The organism is Planobispora rosea (assembly GCF_014648175.1).
In the GTDB taxonomy this organism is placed as follows: Bacteria; Actinomycetota; Actinomycetes; order Streptosporangiales; family Streptosporangiaceae; genus Planobispora; species Planobispora rosea.
This window is the reverse complement of record NZ_BMQP01000021.1, coordinates 100,263-115,684: the sequence shown is the minus strand read 5'-3', so window position 1 is coordinate 115,684 and position 15,422 is coordinate 100,263. Positions and strand designations below refer to the sequence as shown.

The following is a 15,422-nucleotide window of genomic DNA, read 5'->3' as shown; positions in this document are numbered from 1 at the left end:
GGTCACGCGGTGTGGACGGGTCAGGCGTCGGCGGGCTTGGCGGGCAGTTCCACCGGCGGGAAGTCCAGCTCGGTCTGGCCGACGGAGTTGAAGTAGTTGGTGAAGACATTGAGCGCGACCGCGCCGATGATCTCACCGATCTCGCCGTCGCCGTAACCCGCGGCACGGACGTCCGCGAGGTCGGCGTCGGAGACGAATCCGCGGTTGCGGATCACCGCGCGGGCGAAGCGGAGCGCGGCGGCCACGGCCGGATCGGCGGCGTCGGCGTCGAGCCCGGCCTCCAGGTCGGCGCCGCTGACGCCCGCCCGCTCACCGAGGACGGTGTGCGCCGCCAGGCAGTACTCGCAGCTGTTCTCCACAGCCGCGACCAGCGCGAGCTGCTCGCGGACCGCGGCGGAGAGCCGTCCCTTGCCCAGGGCTCCGCTGAAGGCCAGATAGGCGTCCAGAACCGCCGGGGAGGCGGCCATGGCGCGCATCATGTTGGGGGTGGCACCGAGCGCGCGCTCGACCTTGCCGAGCAGGACGCGGGCCTCCGGGCTTGCGGTGGCCGGATCGACGACGGACAGACGAGGCATGGGAACTCCTCACAGGGGATCAACACTTGGCACTGCCAAGTATAGTTGGCAGTGCCAAATATTCAACTCCGGATTGGGTCTTCGAGGACCGAGGACCGAAAACACGAACGGCCCCCTCCACCGGGTGAGCCGTTCAGGCGGACGGATGAACCGCGGGATCGGCCGGGCTCATGGGCAGCCGGGCTCGCGGTCAGGCGGGCTCGCGGTCAGGCGGGCTCGTGGTCCGGGCAGTCGAGACGGAGTTCTCCGTCGCCGAAGGGCGCGTCCGCGAACATGCAGTGATGCGGCCGTTCCGGATCCTCCGGATGCGCGTCGGGACGGTAGAAACGGCAGGTCACACACATCCGGGAGATCGGGATCGCCCGGCGTTCCTGCAGCTCTCGCATCATCGTGGCCGCCCCGCGCAGCATCGCCGCGAGATCGCCGGGATCCAGCGCGGCCACGGCCGCCCGCAGCGGTTCCGGAACGACGCTCAGCCGAGCCGCCTCCTCCCGCCCCGCGTCGGTGAGAGTGAGCACGAAGGCCCGGGCGTCGGCCGCGTCCCTGGCCTTTCCCACCAGCCCTTTGCCGGTGAGGGCCCGCATGGCGTCGCTGACCGTCGGCGCGGTCGAGGCCAGAGCCGCGACGACCTCCCCCTGCCGCCGGGGGCGATCGTCCCCGGCGAGGAACGTCAGGATGTCGGCTTGGAGGGGTGTCAGTCCATAGGGCCCCGCGTTGCGCCAGGCGCTCATCCGCACCGCCTGTCCCAGCCTCGCCAGCCCCGTGAGCAGCTGCTCGTCGCGTGGCGGCCCCGGCACCTCCACGGGCTGACCCACGTCCACCGGTTCACCTTCCCCCGGAATCCTCAGCGGTGCGGACTCCCGGAATCCTAGGCGTCGCGCCCCGCGGACGGGCACCCGCCGTACGGCGGCGCCGAAAACGCCGCTCCGCCTCCCACCGTACCGGCGCCGGCGGAGGAGGGCCCGGGAGCCGGATGATCGCCGGGCCGGTGCGTCCGGGAACCACCTCTGGAGGTCCGGGAACCACCTCCGAAGAAGGGGTCGCCTCTCCGGGGCGGCGCCGTACCGCCCCGGAGAGGCGGTCACCGGGCGGGGACGACGACCAGGGCGCTGCCGCCTCCGCGGCGGGACGGCTCGGCGACGGCCTGGAGCCTGCCGCGGCCGAGGAACTCCACGGCGGTGGCCGCGCCGATCTCCGGGTTGAGGGTGAAGCTGTGCCCCCTGGCGGTCAGCTCGGCGCCGTAGCGGTCGAGGAAGCCCTGCTCGGCCTGGGTCTGGGCGGTGTTGCGCTGGGTGGCCCGGGGGGCGGCGAGCGCCTCGGGCAGGGACATGCCCAGCTCCCAGCGGTTCACGAGGATCTGCAGCACGGTCGTGATGATCGTCGAACCGCCGGGCGAGCCGAGGGCGAGCAGGGGCCTGCCGTCGTCGAGGACGATCGTCGGGGCCATGGACGAGCGGGGGCGCTTGCCCGGGCCGGGCAGGTTCGGGTCGCCCGGGGCCGGGCCGAAGGTGAAGTCGGTCAGCTCGTTGTTGAGCAGGAAGCCCCGTCCGGGGACGACGATGCCGTTGCCGCCGGTGGACTCGATGGTGATGTTGTAGGCGACCACGTTGCCCCAGCGGTCCGTCACGACCAAATGGGTGGTCTCCGGCCCTTCGGGCGGCGTCTCCGCACCCGTCTCCGGGGATGCCGGGGAGTCCGGGGAGGCCGAAGGCCCGGAAGCGGCCGGGCACGGCTCGTAGGCGCCGTCGGGGTTGCCGGGCGGAGCCGGGTGCGGCATCGCCCGCTCGCCGATCAGGCAGGCGCGCTCCTTGGCGAACCCGTCGGACAGCAGCTCACGCAGCGGCACGCCGGGGACGTCCCCGACGTACTTGCCCCGGTCGGCGAAGGCCAGCCGGGACGCCTCCAGGTATTCGTGCACGCCGACGTCGGGCAGGGCCTCCAGGATGTTGAGCGCCTCGCCGACCGTCGAGCCGCCCGAGGACGGCGGCGCCATGCCGTACACGTCCATGCCCCTGTAGGTGATCTTCGTGGGCGGGCGTTCCAGGGCGCGGTAGGCCGCCAGGTCCCGCATCTCCATCAGGCCGGGCCGGACGTTGCGGGTGGAGCCCGGGGTGACCGGCGGGTTCTTGACCGTGGCCACGATCTCGGTGCCGAGGCCGCCGCGGTACAGCCAGCGCCCGCCGTACCGGCCGAGCAGGCGGTAGGTCTCGGCCAGTTCGGGGTTGCGGAAGGTGGAGCCGACCGGGGGCGGCGCGCCGCCGGGCAGGAACAGCTTCGCGGTCGAGGTGAAGTCCGCGAACCGGGCGGCGTTGGCGGCGGTCTGGTCGTGGAAGGTCTGGTCGACCGTGAACCCCTCGCGCGCCACCTGGATCGCGGGCTGCAGCGCCTGCTTGAGCGAGATCGTGCCGAAGCGGCGCAGCGCCAGCTCCCACTGCGCCACGCTGCCCGGGACCCCGGCGGAGAGCCCGCTGGTGACGGCCTCCTCGAACGGGATGCCCTCCAGGGAGGTCGCGGTCATCGCCCTGGGCGCCGTCTCACGGCCGTCGATCGTGTGGACCCGCTCCCGCCGGGCGTCGTAGTAGACGATGAACCCGCCCCCGGCCAGTCCCGCGGAGTAGGGCTCGGTGACGCCGAGCGTGGCCGCCGCCGCGACCGCCGCGTCCACCGCGTTGCCCCCGCGCCGCAGCACCTTCAGCGCCGCCTCGCTCGCGTCCAGGTCGACGGTGGAGACCGCGCCGCCGTACCCCTCGGCGACGGGGACCTTCTCCCGCTGCCCGCCCCCGGCCGGCGTCGCGGGCGGGGGCGGACCGGCCAGAGGTACGGCGGGCGATGTGACGGGTGGTGTCACCGCCGTCGCGGGCGATGCGAGCAGGACGGAGCTCCCGGCCAGGACACCGGCGAGCGGTACCGCGAAGCGATGAGCGATCATCATGACCTCCTGCGGACAGCTTTACCCAGGTTGTCAGGTTTGTCAGCCCTATACCCGTGGCCACCCCTATACCCCTGGGCACCCCGATACGCCCGGGGATGTAGCGCACCCTGCCTCGCAGGGCGGACGCCCGGGCCCGCGGGCGGGCGTAGGGTGCTTGGCGTGCGCACCCGCCCCCGCCTGACCGACCGGATGCTCCCGCTCATCGTGGGAGCCGCCCAGGTCGTCTCCCACTACGGGGCGGAGGAGAACCAGCCGGACCGCCTCCCGGTGGACCCGCTCGGCGTCGCCCTGCTCCTGGTCGGGCCGCTCGCCCTGGCCATGCGGCGCACCCGCCCGGTGCTCACCCTGGTCGTCACGCTCGCCTCGACCTTCGCCTTCATCATCCGGGGCCACTCCTACGGCCCGATCTTCTTCAGCCCGATCATCGCGCTCTACTTCACCGTCGTCCTCGGCCACCGGCGCGTCGCCTGGACCGCCTCGGCCGTGGCCTACGTGTTCCTCGTCGTCTACACCAACTGGCTGGCGCCCGTCCCCAGCCCCGGACTGTGGCACACCATCGCCATCGCGGCCGTCATGGGGATCGCCCTGGCCGTGGGCGAGTTCGTCCGGGCCAGGAGGGAACGGGCGGCCGAGCACGCGCGGGTGACCGAGGAGGAGTCACGGCGGCAGGCCAGCGAGGAGCGGCTGACCATGGCCCAGGAGCTGCACGACGTGCTCGCCCACAACATCTCGCTCATCCACGTGCAGGCCTCCACCGCGCTGCACCTGATCGACGACCATCCCGAGCAGGCCCGCACCGCGCTCACCACGATCAAGCAGGCGTCCAAGGAGGTGCTGACCGAGATGCGCTCGCTGATCGGCGTGCTCCGCGACGGCGCGCCGCGCTCCCCGGCGGGCGGGCTGGACCGGCTGGACGAGCTGGCCGGGCGGAGCGGCCTCGACGTCACCCGGCGCGTCACCGGCCGGGTCAGGCCGCTCCCGTCCGGAGCCGACCTGGCCGGATACCGCATCGTCCAGGAGTCCCTCACCAACGTCGCCCGGCACGCCCCCGGCTCCGCGGTCGAGATCCTGCTGGAGTACGGCCCCGACGAGCTGCTGATCCGGATCACCGACTCCGGCGACGGGACCCCGGCCGAGAGCCTGGGCGGGGGCAACGGCATCCCCGGGATGAAGGAGCGGGCCGCAGCCCTCGGGGGGACGCTGACCGCCGGGCGCCACGGGCGGGGCTTCCGCGTGGAGGCCCGGCTGCCGATCCCGGAGGAGACCCCATGACCTCGGGAGGAGATCCCATGACCTCGGGAGGGGCCCCGACGCCTCGGGAGGAGACGACGTGGTCACCGGAGCGAACGACATGATCAGCATTGTTCTCGCCGACGACCAGGCCCTGGTCAGGGCCGGGTTCCGGGCCCTGCTCGACGCCCAGCCCGGGATGACCGTGGTGGGCGAGGCCGCCGACGGGGCCGAGGCCATCGCGCTGGCCGGCGAGCACCGGCCGGACGTGATCCTGATGGACATCCGGATGCCCGGCATGGACGGGCTGGAGGCCACCCGGCGGATGCCCCCCGGACCGAAGATCATCATTCTGACCACGTTTGAGCTGGACGAGTACGTCTTCGAGGCCCTGCGCAACGGCGCCAGCGGCTTCCTGGTCAAGGACACCGAGCCCACCGAGCTGATCCAGGCCGTCCGCGTCGTCGCCGCCGGCGACGCCCTGCTCTCCCCCGGCGTGACCCGCCGCCTCATCGCCGAGTACGCCAGCCGCGCCAAGCGGCCGGAGTCCTCGCTGGACCTGTCGCCGCTCACCGACCGGGAGCGCGAGGTCCTCGCCCTGGTCGGCACCGGCATGACCAACGACGAGATCGCCGGGAAGCTCTTCATGAGCCCGGCCACCGCCAAGACCCACGTCAGCCGCACCATGATGAAGCTGCACGCCCGCGACCGCGCCCAGCTCGTCGTCATCGCCTACGAGAGCGGCCTGGTCCGCCCCGGCTGGGCGTGAATCCGTCGCGATCCGACCAGGCGTTTGCGATACTGACCGTGTTCACGGGAACACGAAGGGACACGTGATCATGGTCATGACCTCGCGGCGAGAGCACGCCGACCTGCGGCCCACCCCCGAGACCGCGTCCCGGCCCCTGCCCAGCACCGCGCGCGAGCTGTTCGACGCGCTCCCGCAGCTCCCCGGGCTGCGGACCGAAGTCATCAACGGAAGTCTGATAGTGAGTCCGGTAGGCACCCCCGAGCACGGCTGGACCGCCACACTGATCTACGACGCTCTTCGAGCATTGGTCATGGATCGTGACTGGCGCGCATATCCCGGCAACGTCGACGTCTGCATCGACGGCTCCCGCGAGCCGGTCGAGCCGGACTTCGTCCTGGCCCCGGCCGACTGCCCGCGCTGGGGCACGCGCGAGCTCCTCTCCTCCGGCCTGATCATGGTCGCTGAGATCGTCTCGCCCGGCAGCGTCATCGACGACCGCGAACGGAAGCCCGACCTCTACGCCATGGGCCTGGTCCCCGTCATGCTCCTCATCGACCCCGTCGCCACCCCCGCCACCGTGACGGTCTTCAGCGCCCCCAAGGGGGGCGAGTACCAGACGGTCTCCCGCGTCGCCGTGGGCAGCGAGCTCCACCTCCCCGCGCCCGTCGACTTCACCCTCGACACCTCGATCTTCGAGAAGGCCCTCAAACGGACCTGAGCTCCCACGGCCCGCGCAGGCGCCGGTGCCGTCGGGTGATGAGAGTGTCACTGTTCGCTCCCGGCGGGGGCGGCTACCGTCGAGCCGTGGGGACCTGGATCGCGATCCCGGCCGCTCGCTGAGCGTGGGGCCGGTCGCGCTGTTCGTCGGGGGGCTCGCCGCCGGGCTGGTGGCGGGCGCCGCCTCGTGTACGGCCGTGCAGGGCGGCCTGCTCGCGGGCCTGACCTCCGGCCCGAAGGTCGTCGGCCTGTTCCTCACCGGGCGGCTGGCCTCCCACGTCGTGGCCGGGGCGCTGCTGGGCCTGCTGGGCTCGGCCGTACGGCTGGCGCCCGCAACACGCGCGGCGCTGCTGGTCGCGGCCGGGATCGTGGTCGCCGGATTCGGCCTGCGCCTGCTCCTGCGCGGAGCCCGTGCGTGTCCGCCGCGCAAGACACCGCGCCTCGCCTCTGGGACCGCCCCCGCCCAAGGGACCGCCTGCGCCGAAGGGACCGCCTGCGCCCAGGCGACCACCCCCGCCGAAGGGGTCTCCCCTGCCGAGGGGACCCCTCCTGCCAGGGGGATCGTTCACGCCGCGAGGACCGTGCCGATCGGCGGGCGGGCGGTGCTGCTGGGAGCGGTGACGGTCCTGCTGCCGTGCGGGGTCACCCTCAGCACCCAGACGGTCGCCGTCTCCAGCGGGTCCGCGCTGGGCGGGGCGGCGGTCATGGCGGGGTTCGTGGCGGGGACGGCGCCCGCGTTCGCCCTGCTCGGCCTGGTCGTACAGCGGATCGCCGCGACCCGGCTGGCGGCGGTGGCGGGGGTGCTCGCGCTGGCCGCCGGGCTGTGGACCGCGTCCTCGGGGCTGCGCCTGGGCGGCTGGCTCCCCGATCCCTCCGGACCGCCGGCCGTACAACCGGCCGCGGGACGGCCGGGTGCGGCGGACGGTGTGCAGCGGATCGACGTCTGGGCGACGGACCGCGGTTACCGTCCCGGCATCGTGACCGCCCGCGCGGGCGTGCCCGTCGAGATCGCCTTCCACGTGGCGGGGAACCCCGGCTGCGCCCGGACGCTCACCGTCGACGGGCGTGACGTGGCGCTCCCGGCGGTCGTGCGGCTCGGCCCGCAGCGTCCGGGATCGCTGCGCTACGTCTGCTCGATGGGGATGTACACGGGCTTCATCACTTTCGCCTGAGCGCTCCCAACAAGCGAACGCCCGATTACCCTCCGCATTCGCGCGATCACGTGCCACTCTTGCAGGTGGCGAGGAGGATGAGACATGGGGTGGTGGCCAGGCGATCCGGAGGCGGCCGCGGTCCTCGTACCCGCTCCCCGGGGAGCCGCGCACGAGGCGGGCGTGGAAGGACATGCCGAGTTGATGGAGGCTGCGCGCAAGGGTGACGCGAATGCCGCGCACCTGCTCGGCCGCCATCACGCGCAGTGCGGAGACCGTTCGGCGGCGCGGCACTGGTGGGAGCGCGCCGCCGCGGCGGGCAACCTCGACAGCGCCTACAACCTCGGCATCTGGCACGAGAAGCACGGCAGCCTCGACGAGGCCGTGCGGTGGTACGAGCTGGCCGCCGAGGCCGGTGACGCCGAGGCCGCGCTGAACCTGGCGACGTTGCTGCTGGAGCAGCGCGGCGACCTGAGGACCGCCCGGCGGTGGTTCGAGTCGGCCGCGCAGGCGGGGTTCCGGCCCGCGGCCCGGCGGCTCGCGCTCATCCACGAGGAGAGCGGAGACGTCCAGGCGGCCCGGGAGTGGCACCGCAGGGCGGCCCTGGACGGCGATGCGGCCTCCGCCCACGACCTGGGGTTCCTCGCCTACGGTTCGGGAGAGGAGAACGAGGCGCTGCTGTGGTGGGAGCGGGCCGCCCAGGGCGGTCACATGGACGCGGCCTACCATCTGGGGCTGCTTCTGGCGGCCAATCGCGACCCCGAGGGCGCCGAGGCCTTCTACCGGATGGCCGCGGGCAACGAGCACGCAGGAGCCGCCTCGCAGCTCGGCGGGATCGCGCTGTCACGGGGCGACCTGCGCACCGCCCGCGCCTGGTTCGAACGGGCCGCCCGGGCGGGCCGGGTGGAGGACCAGCGGACCGCCGGGTTCGTGTGCGTGGAGCTGGGAGACGTGCAGGGGGCCGGCCACTGGTTCGGCCGGGCCGCGGCCGGCGGAGACCCGGAGTCCGCGTTCCACTTCGGCCTGCTGCTCATCGCGGAGCTGGGTGACCTGCGGGGCGGGGAGCACTGGTTCCGTCAGGCCGCGCGGGCCGGGCACCCGCGGGCGGCGGCCGAACTCGGCTCGCTGCTCGCGGTGACCGGGTCCCCGCACGAGACTCCCTGCGTCGGCTCCACCCGCGAGACTCCCCGCGTCCCCGAGCCCCGTGCGGGCGAGTCCGGGCCGCCGTCGCCGCCGGCGCCGGTCTGGGAGCGGATCGCCGAGCCCGAGCTCGTCGCCCGGGCCCGGCTGACGGCCGCCGCCGTGGCCCACCGGGACGGCGCTCCGCTCAAGGTCGCCGACCTGACCGAGATCCTCGCCACCTGGGACCTCGTCACCCGGCCGCTGCACGAACGGGCCGGCGCCGTCGACTGGCTGACCGCGCGGAGCGGGCTGTACCGGGGGGCCGTCGAGCACCTGGGCGCGGTGTGGACGGCCCTGCTGCGGCCGGGCAACGCCCCCTGGCCCACCCCGGCGGAGATCGAGCACGTTCTGGCCACCGCCCGCGAGCTCCGGACCCGTCTCGGCTTCCAGTGAGACCCCGCCTTCACGGGCGGGCGGTGACGCGGGCGATGACCAGCTGGTGACCAGATAGACGGCGACCAGGCGGCGATCAGGCGTCCAGCACCGCGGAGACCGGCGTGAACGGCAGGCCGAGGGCGACCGCGACCGGCTCGTTGGTCAGCAGGCCCGCGTGGGTGTTCAGGCCCGGCGCGAGACCGGCGTCCTGCCGGAGGGCGGCCTTCCAGCCCAGGTTCGCGAGCTTGACCGCGTACGGCAGGGTCGCGTTGGTCAGCGCGTAGGTGGAGGTGTTGGCCACCGAACCCGGCATGTTGGCCACGCAGTAGAAGATCGAGTTGTGGACCGTGTAGGTCGGCTCGGCGTGCGTGGTCGGGCGGGAGTCCTCGAAGCAGCCGCCCTGGTCGATGGCGATGTCGACGAGCACGGAGCCCGGCTTCATGCGGGAGACCAGATCGTTGGAGACGAGGGTCGGAGCCTTGGCCCCCGGGATCAGCACCGCGCCGATGACCAGGTCGGCCTCCAGGACCTCCTTCTCGATCGCGTAGGAGGTCGAGACGAGGGTCTTCAGGCGGCCCTGGTAGATGGCGTCGATGTGCCGCAGGCGGTCGATGTTGAGGTCGAGGACGGTGACGTCCGCGCCCATGCCGACCGCGATCTGCGCGGCGTTGAGGCCCGAGACGCCGGCGCCGATGACGACGACCTTGGCCGGGGCCACGCCGGGCACGCCGCCGGGCAGCACGCCCCGGCCGCCGTTGAAGCGCATCAGGTTGTAGGCGCCGACCTGCGGGGCGAGGCGGCCCGCGACCTCGGACATCGGGGCGAGCAGCGGCAGGGTGTTGCCGACCTGGACGGTCTCGTAGGCGATGCCGGTGACCCGGCGCTCCAGCAGGGCCTCCGCGCACGCCTTGCCGGCCGCCAGGTGCAGGTAGGTGAAGAGCACCTGACCGGAGCGCATGCGGTGGTACTCCTCCGCGATGGGCTCCTTGACCTTGAGGATCATGTCGGCCTCGCCCCACACCTCGTCGGCGGTGTCGAGGATCTTGGCGCCGGCCGCGAGGTAGTCCTCGTCGGGCAGGTGCGAGCCGAGTCCGGCACCGCGCTGGATGACCACCTCGTGGCCGTGGCGGACCAGCTCGTGCACGCCCGCGGGGGTGGCCGCGACGCGGTACTCGTGGTTCTTGACCTCGGTGGGCACACCGATCTTCACGGAGGTTTCCTTTCAGGAGCTCTCGGTAGAGAGAGGGGGGTGGGGAGCCTTCAGGGCTTTTTGGGCCCTAGAGCCGGTTCCATGCCTCGGTCAGCACGGAGCGGAGCATCGACTCGATCTCGTCGAACTCCTTGGGCCCGCAGATGAGCGGGGGCGCGAGCTGGATCACGGGGTCTCCGCGATCGTCGGCGCGGCAGTACAGGCCCGCGTCGAAGAGGGCCTTGGACAGGAAGCCGCGGAGCATGCGCTCGGACTCGTCGGCGGTGAACGTCTCCTTGGTCGCCTTGTCCTTGACGAGCTCGATGCCCCAGAAGAATCCGGAGCCGCGCACGTCGCCGACGATCGGCAGGTCGTGGAGGCGTTCGAGAGTGGAGCGGAAGACGGGCTCGTTACGGGTCACGTGGCCGAGCAGGTCCTCGCGCTCGAAGAGGTCGAGGTTGGCCAGGGCCACCGCCGCGGAGACGGGGTGACCGCCGAAGGTGTAACCGTGGGCGAACATCTCGGTGGGCTGCTTGAACGGCTCGAAGAGACGCTCAGAAGCGATCATGGCACCGATCGGCGAGTAACCGCTGGTCATGCCCTTGGCGCAGGTGATGATGTCGGGGACGTAGTCGAACTTCTGCCCGCCGAACATGGTGCCGAGGCGGCCGAAGGCGCAGATGACCTCGTCGGAGACGAGCAGCACGTCGTACTCGTCGCAGATCTCGCGCAGGCGCTGGAAGTAGCCGGGCGGCGGCGGGAAACAGCCGCCGGCGTTCTGCACCGGCTCGACGAAGACGGCGGCCACGGTGTCCGGGCCCTCCATCTCGATGGCGCGGGCGACGCGCTCGGCGGCCCAGTAGCCGTACTGCTCCGGGGTCATGCCGGCCACGCCGGTGATCTCGTCGGCGCGGTAGTGGTTGGTGTTCGGCACCCGGACCGAGCCCGGCACCAGCGGCTCGAACATCTGCTTGAACAGCGGGATCCCGGTGATCGACAGGGCGCCCTGCGGGGTGCCGTGGTAGGCGATCTGGCGGCTGATGACCTTGTGCTTGAGCGGCTTGCCGGTCATCTTGAAGTACTGCTTGGCGAGCTTCCACGCGGTCTCGACGGCCTCACCGCCGCCGGTGGTGAAGAAGACCCGGTTGAGGTCGCCGGGGGTCTGCTCGGCCAGCCGCTGGGCGAGCTCGGCGGCCTTGGGGTGGGCGTACGACCACAGGGGGAAGAACGCCAGCTCCTGGGCCTGCTTGGCGGCGGCCTCGGCCAGCTCGCTGCGGCCGTGCCCGGCCTGGACGACGAAGAGTCCGGCGAGGCCGTCGAGGTAGCGCTTGCCGTGGACGTCGTAGACGTAGGCGCCCTCGCCTCGCACGATCATCGGCACCTCGGCGTCCTGGTAGGCACCGTGCCGGGTGAAGTGCATCCACAGGTTGTCCTGCGCGGCCTTCATGACCGACGCGACGTCGGTGTTTTCCGGATAGGTCATAAAAATCTTCCCTCAGTGAGCTGGCTTCCCACAGTGTGCATGCCAACCGTCCTTTTGCCAAGTGAAAGCGTTGATTCATGATGTAAGAACCTTGGAATCCGCAAAACGCTCATGTAACAACGACGAAATCCGCGACACTGATCGGGCAGTGATCAGGTCGCTTCCGGGGGGCGGCCCCGAGCTCCGGAATCATGGGGTAAGGCGCCGGACACGGACGTGGCGCCTCCCCGCCTGTGCTGCAATAGGGGGACCACATACTGAGATGCGAGGGAACGTCGTGACTCCTGACGAGATCGAGGGCGCCGTCGCCGCGGGCATGCCCCGGGCAGTCGAAGACCTGAAGCGGCTCGTCTCCATTCCCTCCGTGGCCTTCCCCGGCCACCCGGAGGAGCCCGTGCACGCGGCCGCGGCGGCGACCGAGGAGTTGCTGCGCGACGCCGGACTGCCGCACGTCCGGCAGATTCCGGTCGAGGGAAGCTTCCCCGCCGTCTACGCCGAGGCCCCGGCCCCTCCCGGCGCTCCGACCGTGCTGCTCTACGCGCACTACGACGTCCAGCCCGCCGGCGACCCGGCCCTGTGGCGCACCCCCGCCTTTGAGCCAACGGAGATCGACGGCGCGATCTACGGCCGCGGCGCCGCCGACGACAAGTCCGGCGTCATCTCCCACGTCGCCGCGCTCCGCGTCTTCCAGGGCCGGTTCCCGGTGGGGATCAAGGTCGTCATCGAGGGCCAGGAGGAATACGCCGGCGAGCGGCTGGAGGCCTTCGTCGAGCGCAACCCCGAACTGTTCCGGGCCGACACCATCATCGTCGCCGACACCGGCAACCCGCGCGTGGGCGACCCGTCGGTGACCACCTCGCTGCGCGGCATGGCCGCGTTCACGATCGAGGTCCGCACCCTGAAGGAGTCCGCGCACAGCGGTTCGTTCGGCGGCGCCGCCCCGGACGCCCTCGCCGCGCTGATCCGGATGCTGGCGGCCCTGCACGACGACAACGGCGACATCCGCGTGCCCGGCCTGCCCCGCGGCACCTTCCTGGGCGCCGGGCCGTCCGAGGAGGAGTTCCGCGAGACCGCCGGCGTGCTGGACGGCGTCTCGCTGGTCGGCTCCGGCTCGCTGGCCGACCGCCTCTGGGCCTCCTACGCCATCACCGTCACCGGTCTGGACGTGCCGACCGTCTCCGGCGCGATCAACGCGGTCCAGTCCGTCGCCCGGGCCCGCGTCACACTCCGGGTGCCCCCGGCGGGCGACCCCAAGACGACCGTGGAGGCCGTGGTCGACTTCCTCGACAAGGTCACCCCGTGGGGCGCCCAGGTCGCCTTCACCGACTACACACTCGGTTCGGGCTTCCTGTCCGACACCGGCGGCACCGCCCGCTCGGCGCTGAACCGCGCCATGGAGCGGGCCTACGGCCGGCCCCCGCGCGACGTCGGCGCCGGCGGCTCGATCCCGCTGGTCTCCACCTTCGTCCGGCAGTTCCCGGCGGCCGAGATCCTGCTCTTCGGCGCCGAGGACGAGGGCGCCTCGATCCACGCGCCCAACGAGCGGCTCGTCATCGACGAGCTCCGCCGCACGATCGTGTCCGAGGCACTCTTCCTGCAGGAGTACGGCACCGCCGCCGCGGGCTGACCCGCCTCCCCGGTCCGCCTCCCCGGTGCGTCGGCCGCCCGGTCCCGGCGACTCGGCTCCGAAAGGCCCCGCCCTTTTTGGGCGGGGCCTTTCGTCGTCTCCGGGGCTCCGGCGAGCGCGGATGGCGCCTGCATACAGATAAACGACCGGTCGTTCATATAGTGTGTCTGTATGACACAGGACGGACGCAGGCGAAGAGGACTGCGCAGCCGCGAGGCCATCCTCGGGCAGGCGGTCGGCCTGGCCTCGGTCGAGGGCCTGGACGGCCTGTCCCTGGGGCGGCTGGCGACCGCGACCGGGATCAGCAAGTCCGGCTTCTTCGCGCACTGGAGCGGCAAGGAGGAGCTGCAGCTCGACGCCGTCGACTGGGCTTCCCGCCAGTGGCGGGAGCACATCGTCGCACCGGCCCTGCGCGCCCCGGCGGGGGTCAGGCGGCTGTTCGCCCTCCACGAGGCGCGGCTGAGGTTCTACGCCGAGCGCGTGCTGCCGGGCGGCTGCTTCTTCCTCGCCGTGCAGGCGGAGTTCGACGACCGCCCCGGAGCGGTCCGGGAACGCGTCGCGCAGGCCCTGCACGACTGGGACGCGTTCATCCGGCGTCTGGTGCGGGAGGCGGTCGAGCTGGGCGAGCTCGCGCCGGGCACGGACCCCGCGCAACTCGCCTACGAGATCGAGGCCCTCGGGGAGGCGGCCGTCATCCGCTCCCGGCTGCTCGACGGGCAGCACGCCCTCACCCACTCCCGCCGTGCCGTACTGCAGCGCCTGCGCGGGCTCTGCCCCGACCCCTCACTGCTCCCGGAGGACTGACATGACCGATCCCGATATGACCGGCGGCGGACACCTCGAGCCGGTCCAGGTGCACTTCGACGACCTCGACGCCATGGGTCTGCTGCACAACTCCCGCTACGCCCTGCTGGTCGAGCGCGCGATCACCGCGTACTGGCGCAGGCTCGGCTGGGCGCCCGATCCCGCGGTCTCGTCCTTCACGGACGTGTTCCTGGCCGTCCGGGAGTTCAAGGTGACCTACCACGCGCCGATCGTCGGCGTGGGCGAGCCATTGGTGCACTTCTGGATCGAGCGCATGGGGCGGACCAGCGGGGTGTACGGCTTCCGCGTGCTGTCCGCCGACCGCTCGGTCGTGCACGCGGAGGGGTACCGCGTCAACGTCAACCTGGACCCCGGCACGCTGCGGCCCACGCCGTTCAGCGACGAGCTCCGCGCCGCCGCCGGACCGCTGCTGCTGATGGCGGCGGCCCCGTGCTGAGGTCGCGGTGGATCGCCGGCCCCGCCGCGCCGGAACCGGGCCCGTTGCTGGTCAGCCTGACCGATTTCCAGCTGGACCGGCTCCTGGACCTGCCGGGCGCCGCACGCCGGGGCCTGGCGCTGAGCCGTCTGTGGCCGTCGCTGCCCGGCGCGGTGGGCATGTGGCTGTGGACGGACCCGCCGGCCCGGCGGGTGGGCTCGCTCTCGGTGTGGCGCGGCGAAGCCGATCTCGCGGGGTTCGTGCGGCTCCGCGAGCACGTGCAGATCATGCGCGCCTACCGGGACCGGGGCACCCTGCGCTCCCGGACCTGGGAGATCGACGCCCTCGACCACGCCGCCGTGTGGCGGGCGTTCGGCTGACGGGCATGCGGACCGCCCCCGGGCAGGGCGCGGCCGGATGACCCCGCCGTCCTCCGCTCATCTGATGGGCAGGTGGTAGGTGCGGCGGACGCTGGTCGGCTCGGCGCTCAGGTCGGCGCCGTAGACGTGCAGTGAGATCGCGGTGATGTCGCCGATGTTGTGCACCTTGTGGATGTCCCCGGGCGGAGCGAACCCGCTGACGTCGCCGGTGCGGTTGGCGACGCGGCCGATCTCGGTCAGGTGGTCGCCCTCGTCGCGATAGAGCGTCTCGTACTCGATCCCCTGAAGGACGCCGAAGACGCACCAGGCGATGTGGTCATGGGGCCGGGTCTGCTGGCCGGGCCGCCAGACGACCGCGATGATCGAGAAGTCCGGCTCGGTGTGGAGAGTGTGCCTGACGTAGGTGTCCGGGTCTCCGGCCCGCTCCTCCTCGGTGAGGATCTCCGGCGTGGGCAGCCGTTCGCGCAGCACGCCGGCGACGGCGAAGGCGGTGGTACGGGGCTCGGCGGGGTGACTGACGGCCTCCCGCACTCCCTCGACGAGTTCCGCCAGGCCGGGGCGGACAAGCGTCATGGTTCCCATACTTCAAG

General features: G+C 72.4%; 15 protein-coding genes. 9 read left to right on the top strand and 6 right to left on the bottom strand.

Annotated elements, in window-relative coordinates:
- Nucleotides 1-20: 20 nt before the first annotated feature.
- The 3 genes from IEZ08_RS21485 to IEZ08_RS21475 all read right to left on the bottom strand — a co-directional run bounded on the left by IEZ08_RS21485 (nt 21) and on the right by IEZ08_RS21475 (nt 3,504).
- Nucleotides 21-575, bottom strand: coding sequence for a carboxymuconolactone decarboxylase family protein (locus tag IEZ08_RS21485; RefSeq protein ID WP_068921536.1), 555 nt, complete (start codon nt 573-575; stop codon nt 21-23).
- Nucleotides 576-781: 206 nt separating this feature from the next.
- The gene (locus tag IEZ08_RS21480) at nt 782-1,396 is read right to left on the bottom strand and encodes a MarR family winged helix-turn-helix transcriptional regulator (protein WP_203863437.1); all 615 of its coding nucleotides are present in this window, start codon (nt 1,394-1,396) and stop codon (nt 782-784) included.
- Nucleotides 1,397-1,656: 260 nt separating this feature from the next.
- The gene (locus tag IEZ08_RS21475; protein WP_189242791.1) at nt 1,657-3,504 is read right to left on the bottom strand and encodes a gamma-glutamyltransferase family protein; all 1,848 of its coding nucleotides are present in this window, start codon (nt 3,502-3,504) and stop codon (nt 1,657-1,659) included.
- A 162-nt stretch (nt 3,505-3,666) separates the two neighbouring features.
- Between IEZ08_RS21475 and IEZ08_RS40790 the strand changes: the two genes are divergently transcribed.
- The 5 genes from IEZ08_RS40790 to IEZ08_RS21450 all read left to right on the top strand — a co-directional run bounded on the left by IEZ08_RS40790 (nt 3,667) and on the right by IEZ08_RS21450 (nt 8,931).
- Nucleotides 3,667-4,779, top strand: a complete 1,113-nt coding sequence (locus tag IEZ08_RS40790) for a sensor histidine kinase (RefSeq protein WP_084779595.1) — start codon at nt 3,667-3,669, stop codon at nt 4,777-4,779.
- A 79-nt stretch (nt 4,780-4,858) separates the two neighbouring features.
- Entirely contained in the window at nt 4,859-5,506 is a 648-nt protein-coding gene (locus IEZ08_RS21465) for a response regulator (RefSeq protein ID WP_189242790.1), read from the top strand.
- Between the two features lie 76 nt (nt 5,507-5,582).
- Nucleotides 5,583-6,206, top strand: a complete 624-nt coding sequence (locus IEZ08_RS21460) for a Uma2 family endonuclease (protein WP_229803375.1) — start codon at nt 5,583-5,585, stop codon at nt 6,204-6,206.
- A 124-nt stretch (nt 6,207-6,330) separates the two neighbouring features.
- The gene (locus IEZ08_RS21455) at nt 6,331-7,377 is read left to right on the top strand and encodes a sulfite exporter TauE/SafE family protein (RefSeq protein WP_068921534.1); all 1,047 of its coding nucleotides are present in this window, start codon (nt 6,331-6,333) and stop codon (nt 7,375-7,377) included.
- An 84-nt stretch (nt 7,378-7,461) separates the two neighbouring features.
- The gene (locus tag IEZ08_RS21450) at nt 7,462-8,931 is read left to right on the top strand and encodes a tetratricopeptide repeat protein (RefSeq protein WP_068921533.1); all 1,470 of its coding nucleotides are present in this window, start codon (nt 7,462-7,464) and stop codon (nt 8,929-8,931) included.
- Nucleotides 8,932-9,007: 76 nt separating this feature from the next.
- Here the strand turns inward: IEZ08_RS21450 and ald are convergent, their stop codons facing one another.
- Both ald and IEZ08_RS21440 read right to left on the bottom strand, forming a co-directional pair.
- Complete coding sequence (gene ald, locus IEZ08_RS21445) at nt 9,008-10,123, bottom strand: alanine dehydrogenase (RefSeq protein ID WP_068921532.1); 1,116 nt, start codon at nt 10,121-10,123, stop codon at nt 9,008-9,010.
- Between the two features lie 67 nt (nt 10,124-10,190).
- The gene (locus IEZ08_RS21440; RefSeq protein ID WP_068921531.1) at nt 10,191-11,585 is read right to left on the bottom strand and encodes an aspartate aminotransferase family protein; all 1,395 of its coding nucleotides are present in this window, start codon (nt 11,583-11,585) and stop codon (nt 10,191-10,193) included.
- A 277-nt stretch (nt 11,586-11,862) separates the two neighbouring features.
- On the opposite strand from IEZ08_RS21440, the gene IEZ08_RS21435 reads away from it, so the two are divergent.
- The 4 genes from IEZ08_RS21435 to IEZ08_RS21420 all read left to right on the top strand — a co-directional run bounded on the left by IEZ08_RS21435 (nt 11,863) and on the right by IEZ08_RS21420 (nt 14,832).
- Entirely contained in the window at nt 11,863-13,212 is a 1,350-nt protein-coding gene (locus IEZ08_RS21435) for a M20/M25/M40 family metallo-hydrolase (RefSeq protein WP_141703621.1), read from the top strand.
- Nucleotides 13,213-13,383: 171 nt separating this feature from the next.
- Nucleotides 13,384-14,016 (top strand): TetR/AcrR family transcriptional regulator, encoded by a 633-nt coding sequence (locus IEZ08_RS21430; protein WP_189242778.1) that lies wholly within the window; start codon nt 13,384-13,386, stop codon nt 14,014-14,016.
- Nucleotide 14,017: 1 nt separating this feature from the next.
- On the top strand, nt 14,018-14,473 hold the full coding sequence (locus IEZ08_RS21425; RefSeq protein WP_068921528.1) for an acyl-CoA thioesterase: 456 nt from the start codon (nt 14,018-14,020) through the stop codon (nt 14,471-14,473).
- The gene (locus IEZ08_RS21420; protein WP_068921527.1) at nt 14,467-14,832 is read left to right on the top strand and encodes a hypothetical protein; all 366 of its coding nucleotides are present in this window, start codon (nt 14,467-14,469) and stop codon (nt 14,830-14,832) included. The genes IEZ08_RS21425 and IEZ08_RS21420 overlap by 7 nt, the downstream gene beginning before the upstream one ends.
- 57 nt (nt 14,833-14,889) lie before the next feature.
- On the opposite strand, the gene IEZ08_RS21415 is transcribed toward IEZ08_RS21420, so the two are convergent.
- Nucleotides 14,890-15,405, bottom strand: coding sequence for a cysteine dioxygenase family protein (locus IEZ08_RS21415; RefSeq protein WP_068928409.1), 516 nt, complete (start codon nt 15,403-15,405; stop codon nt 14,890-14,892).
- Nucleotides 15,406-15,422: the final 17 nt, after the last annotated feature.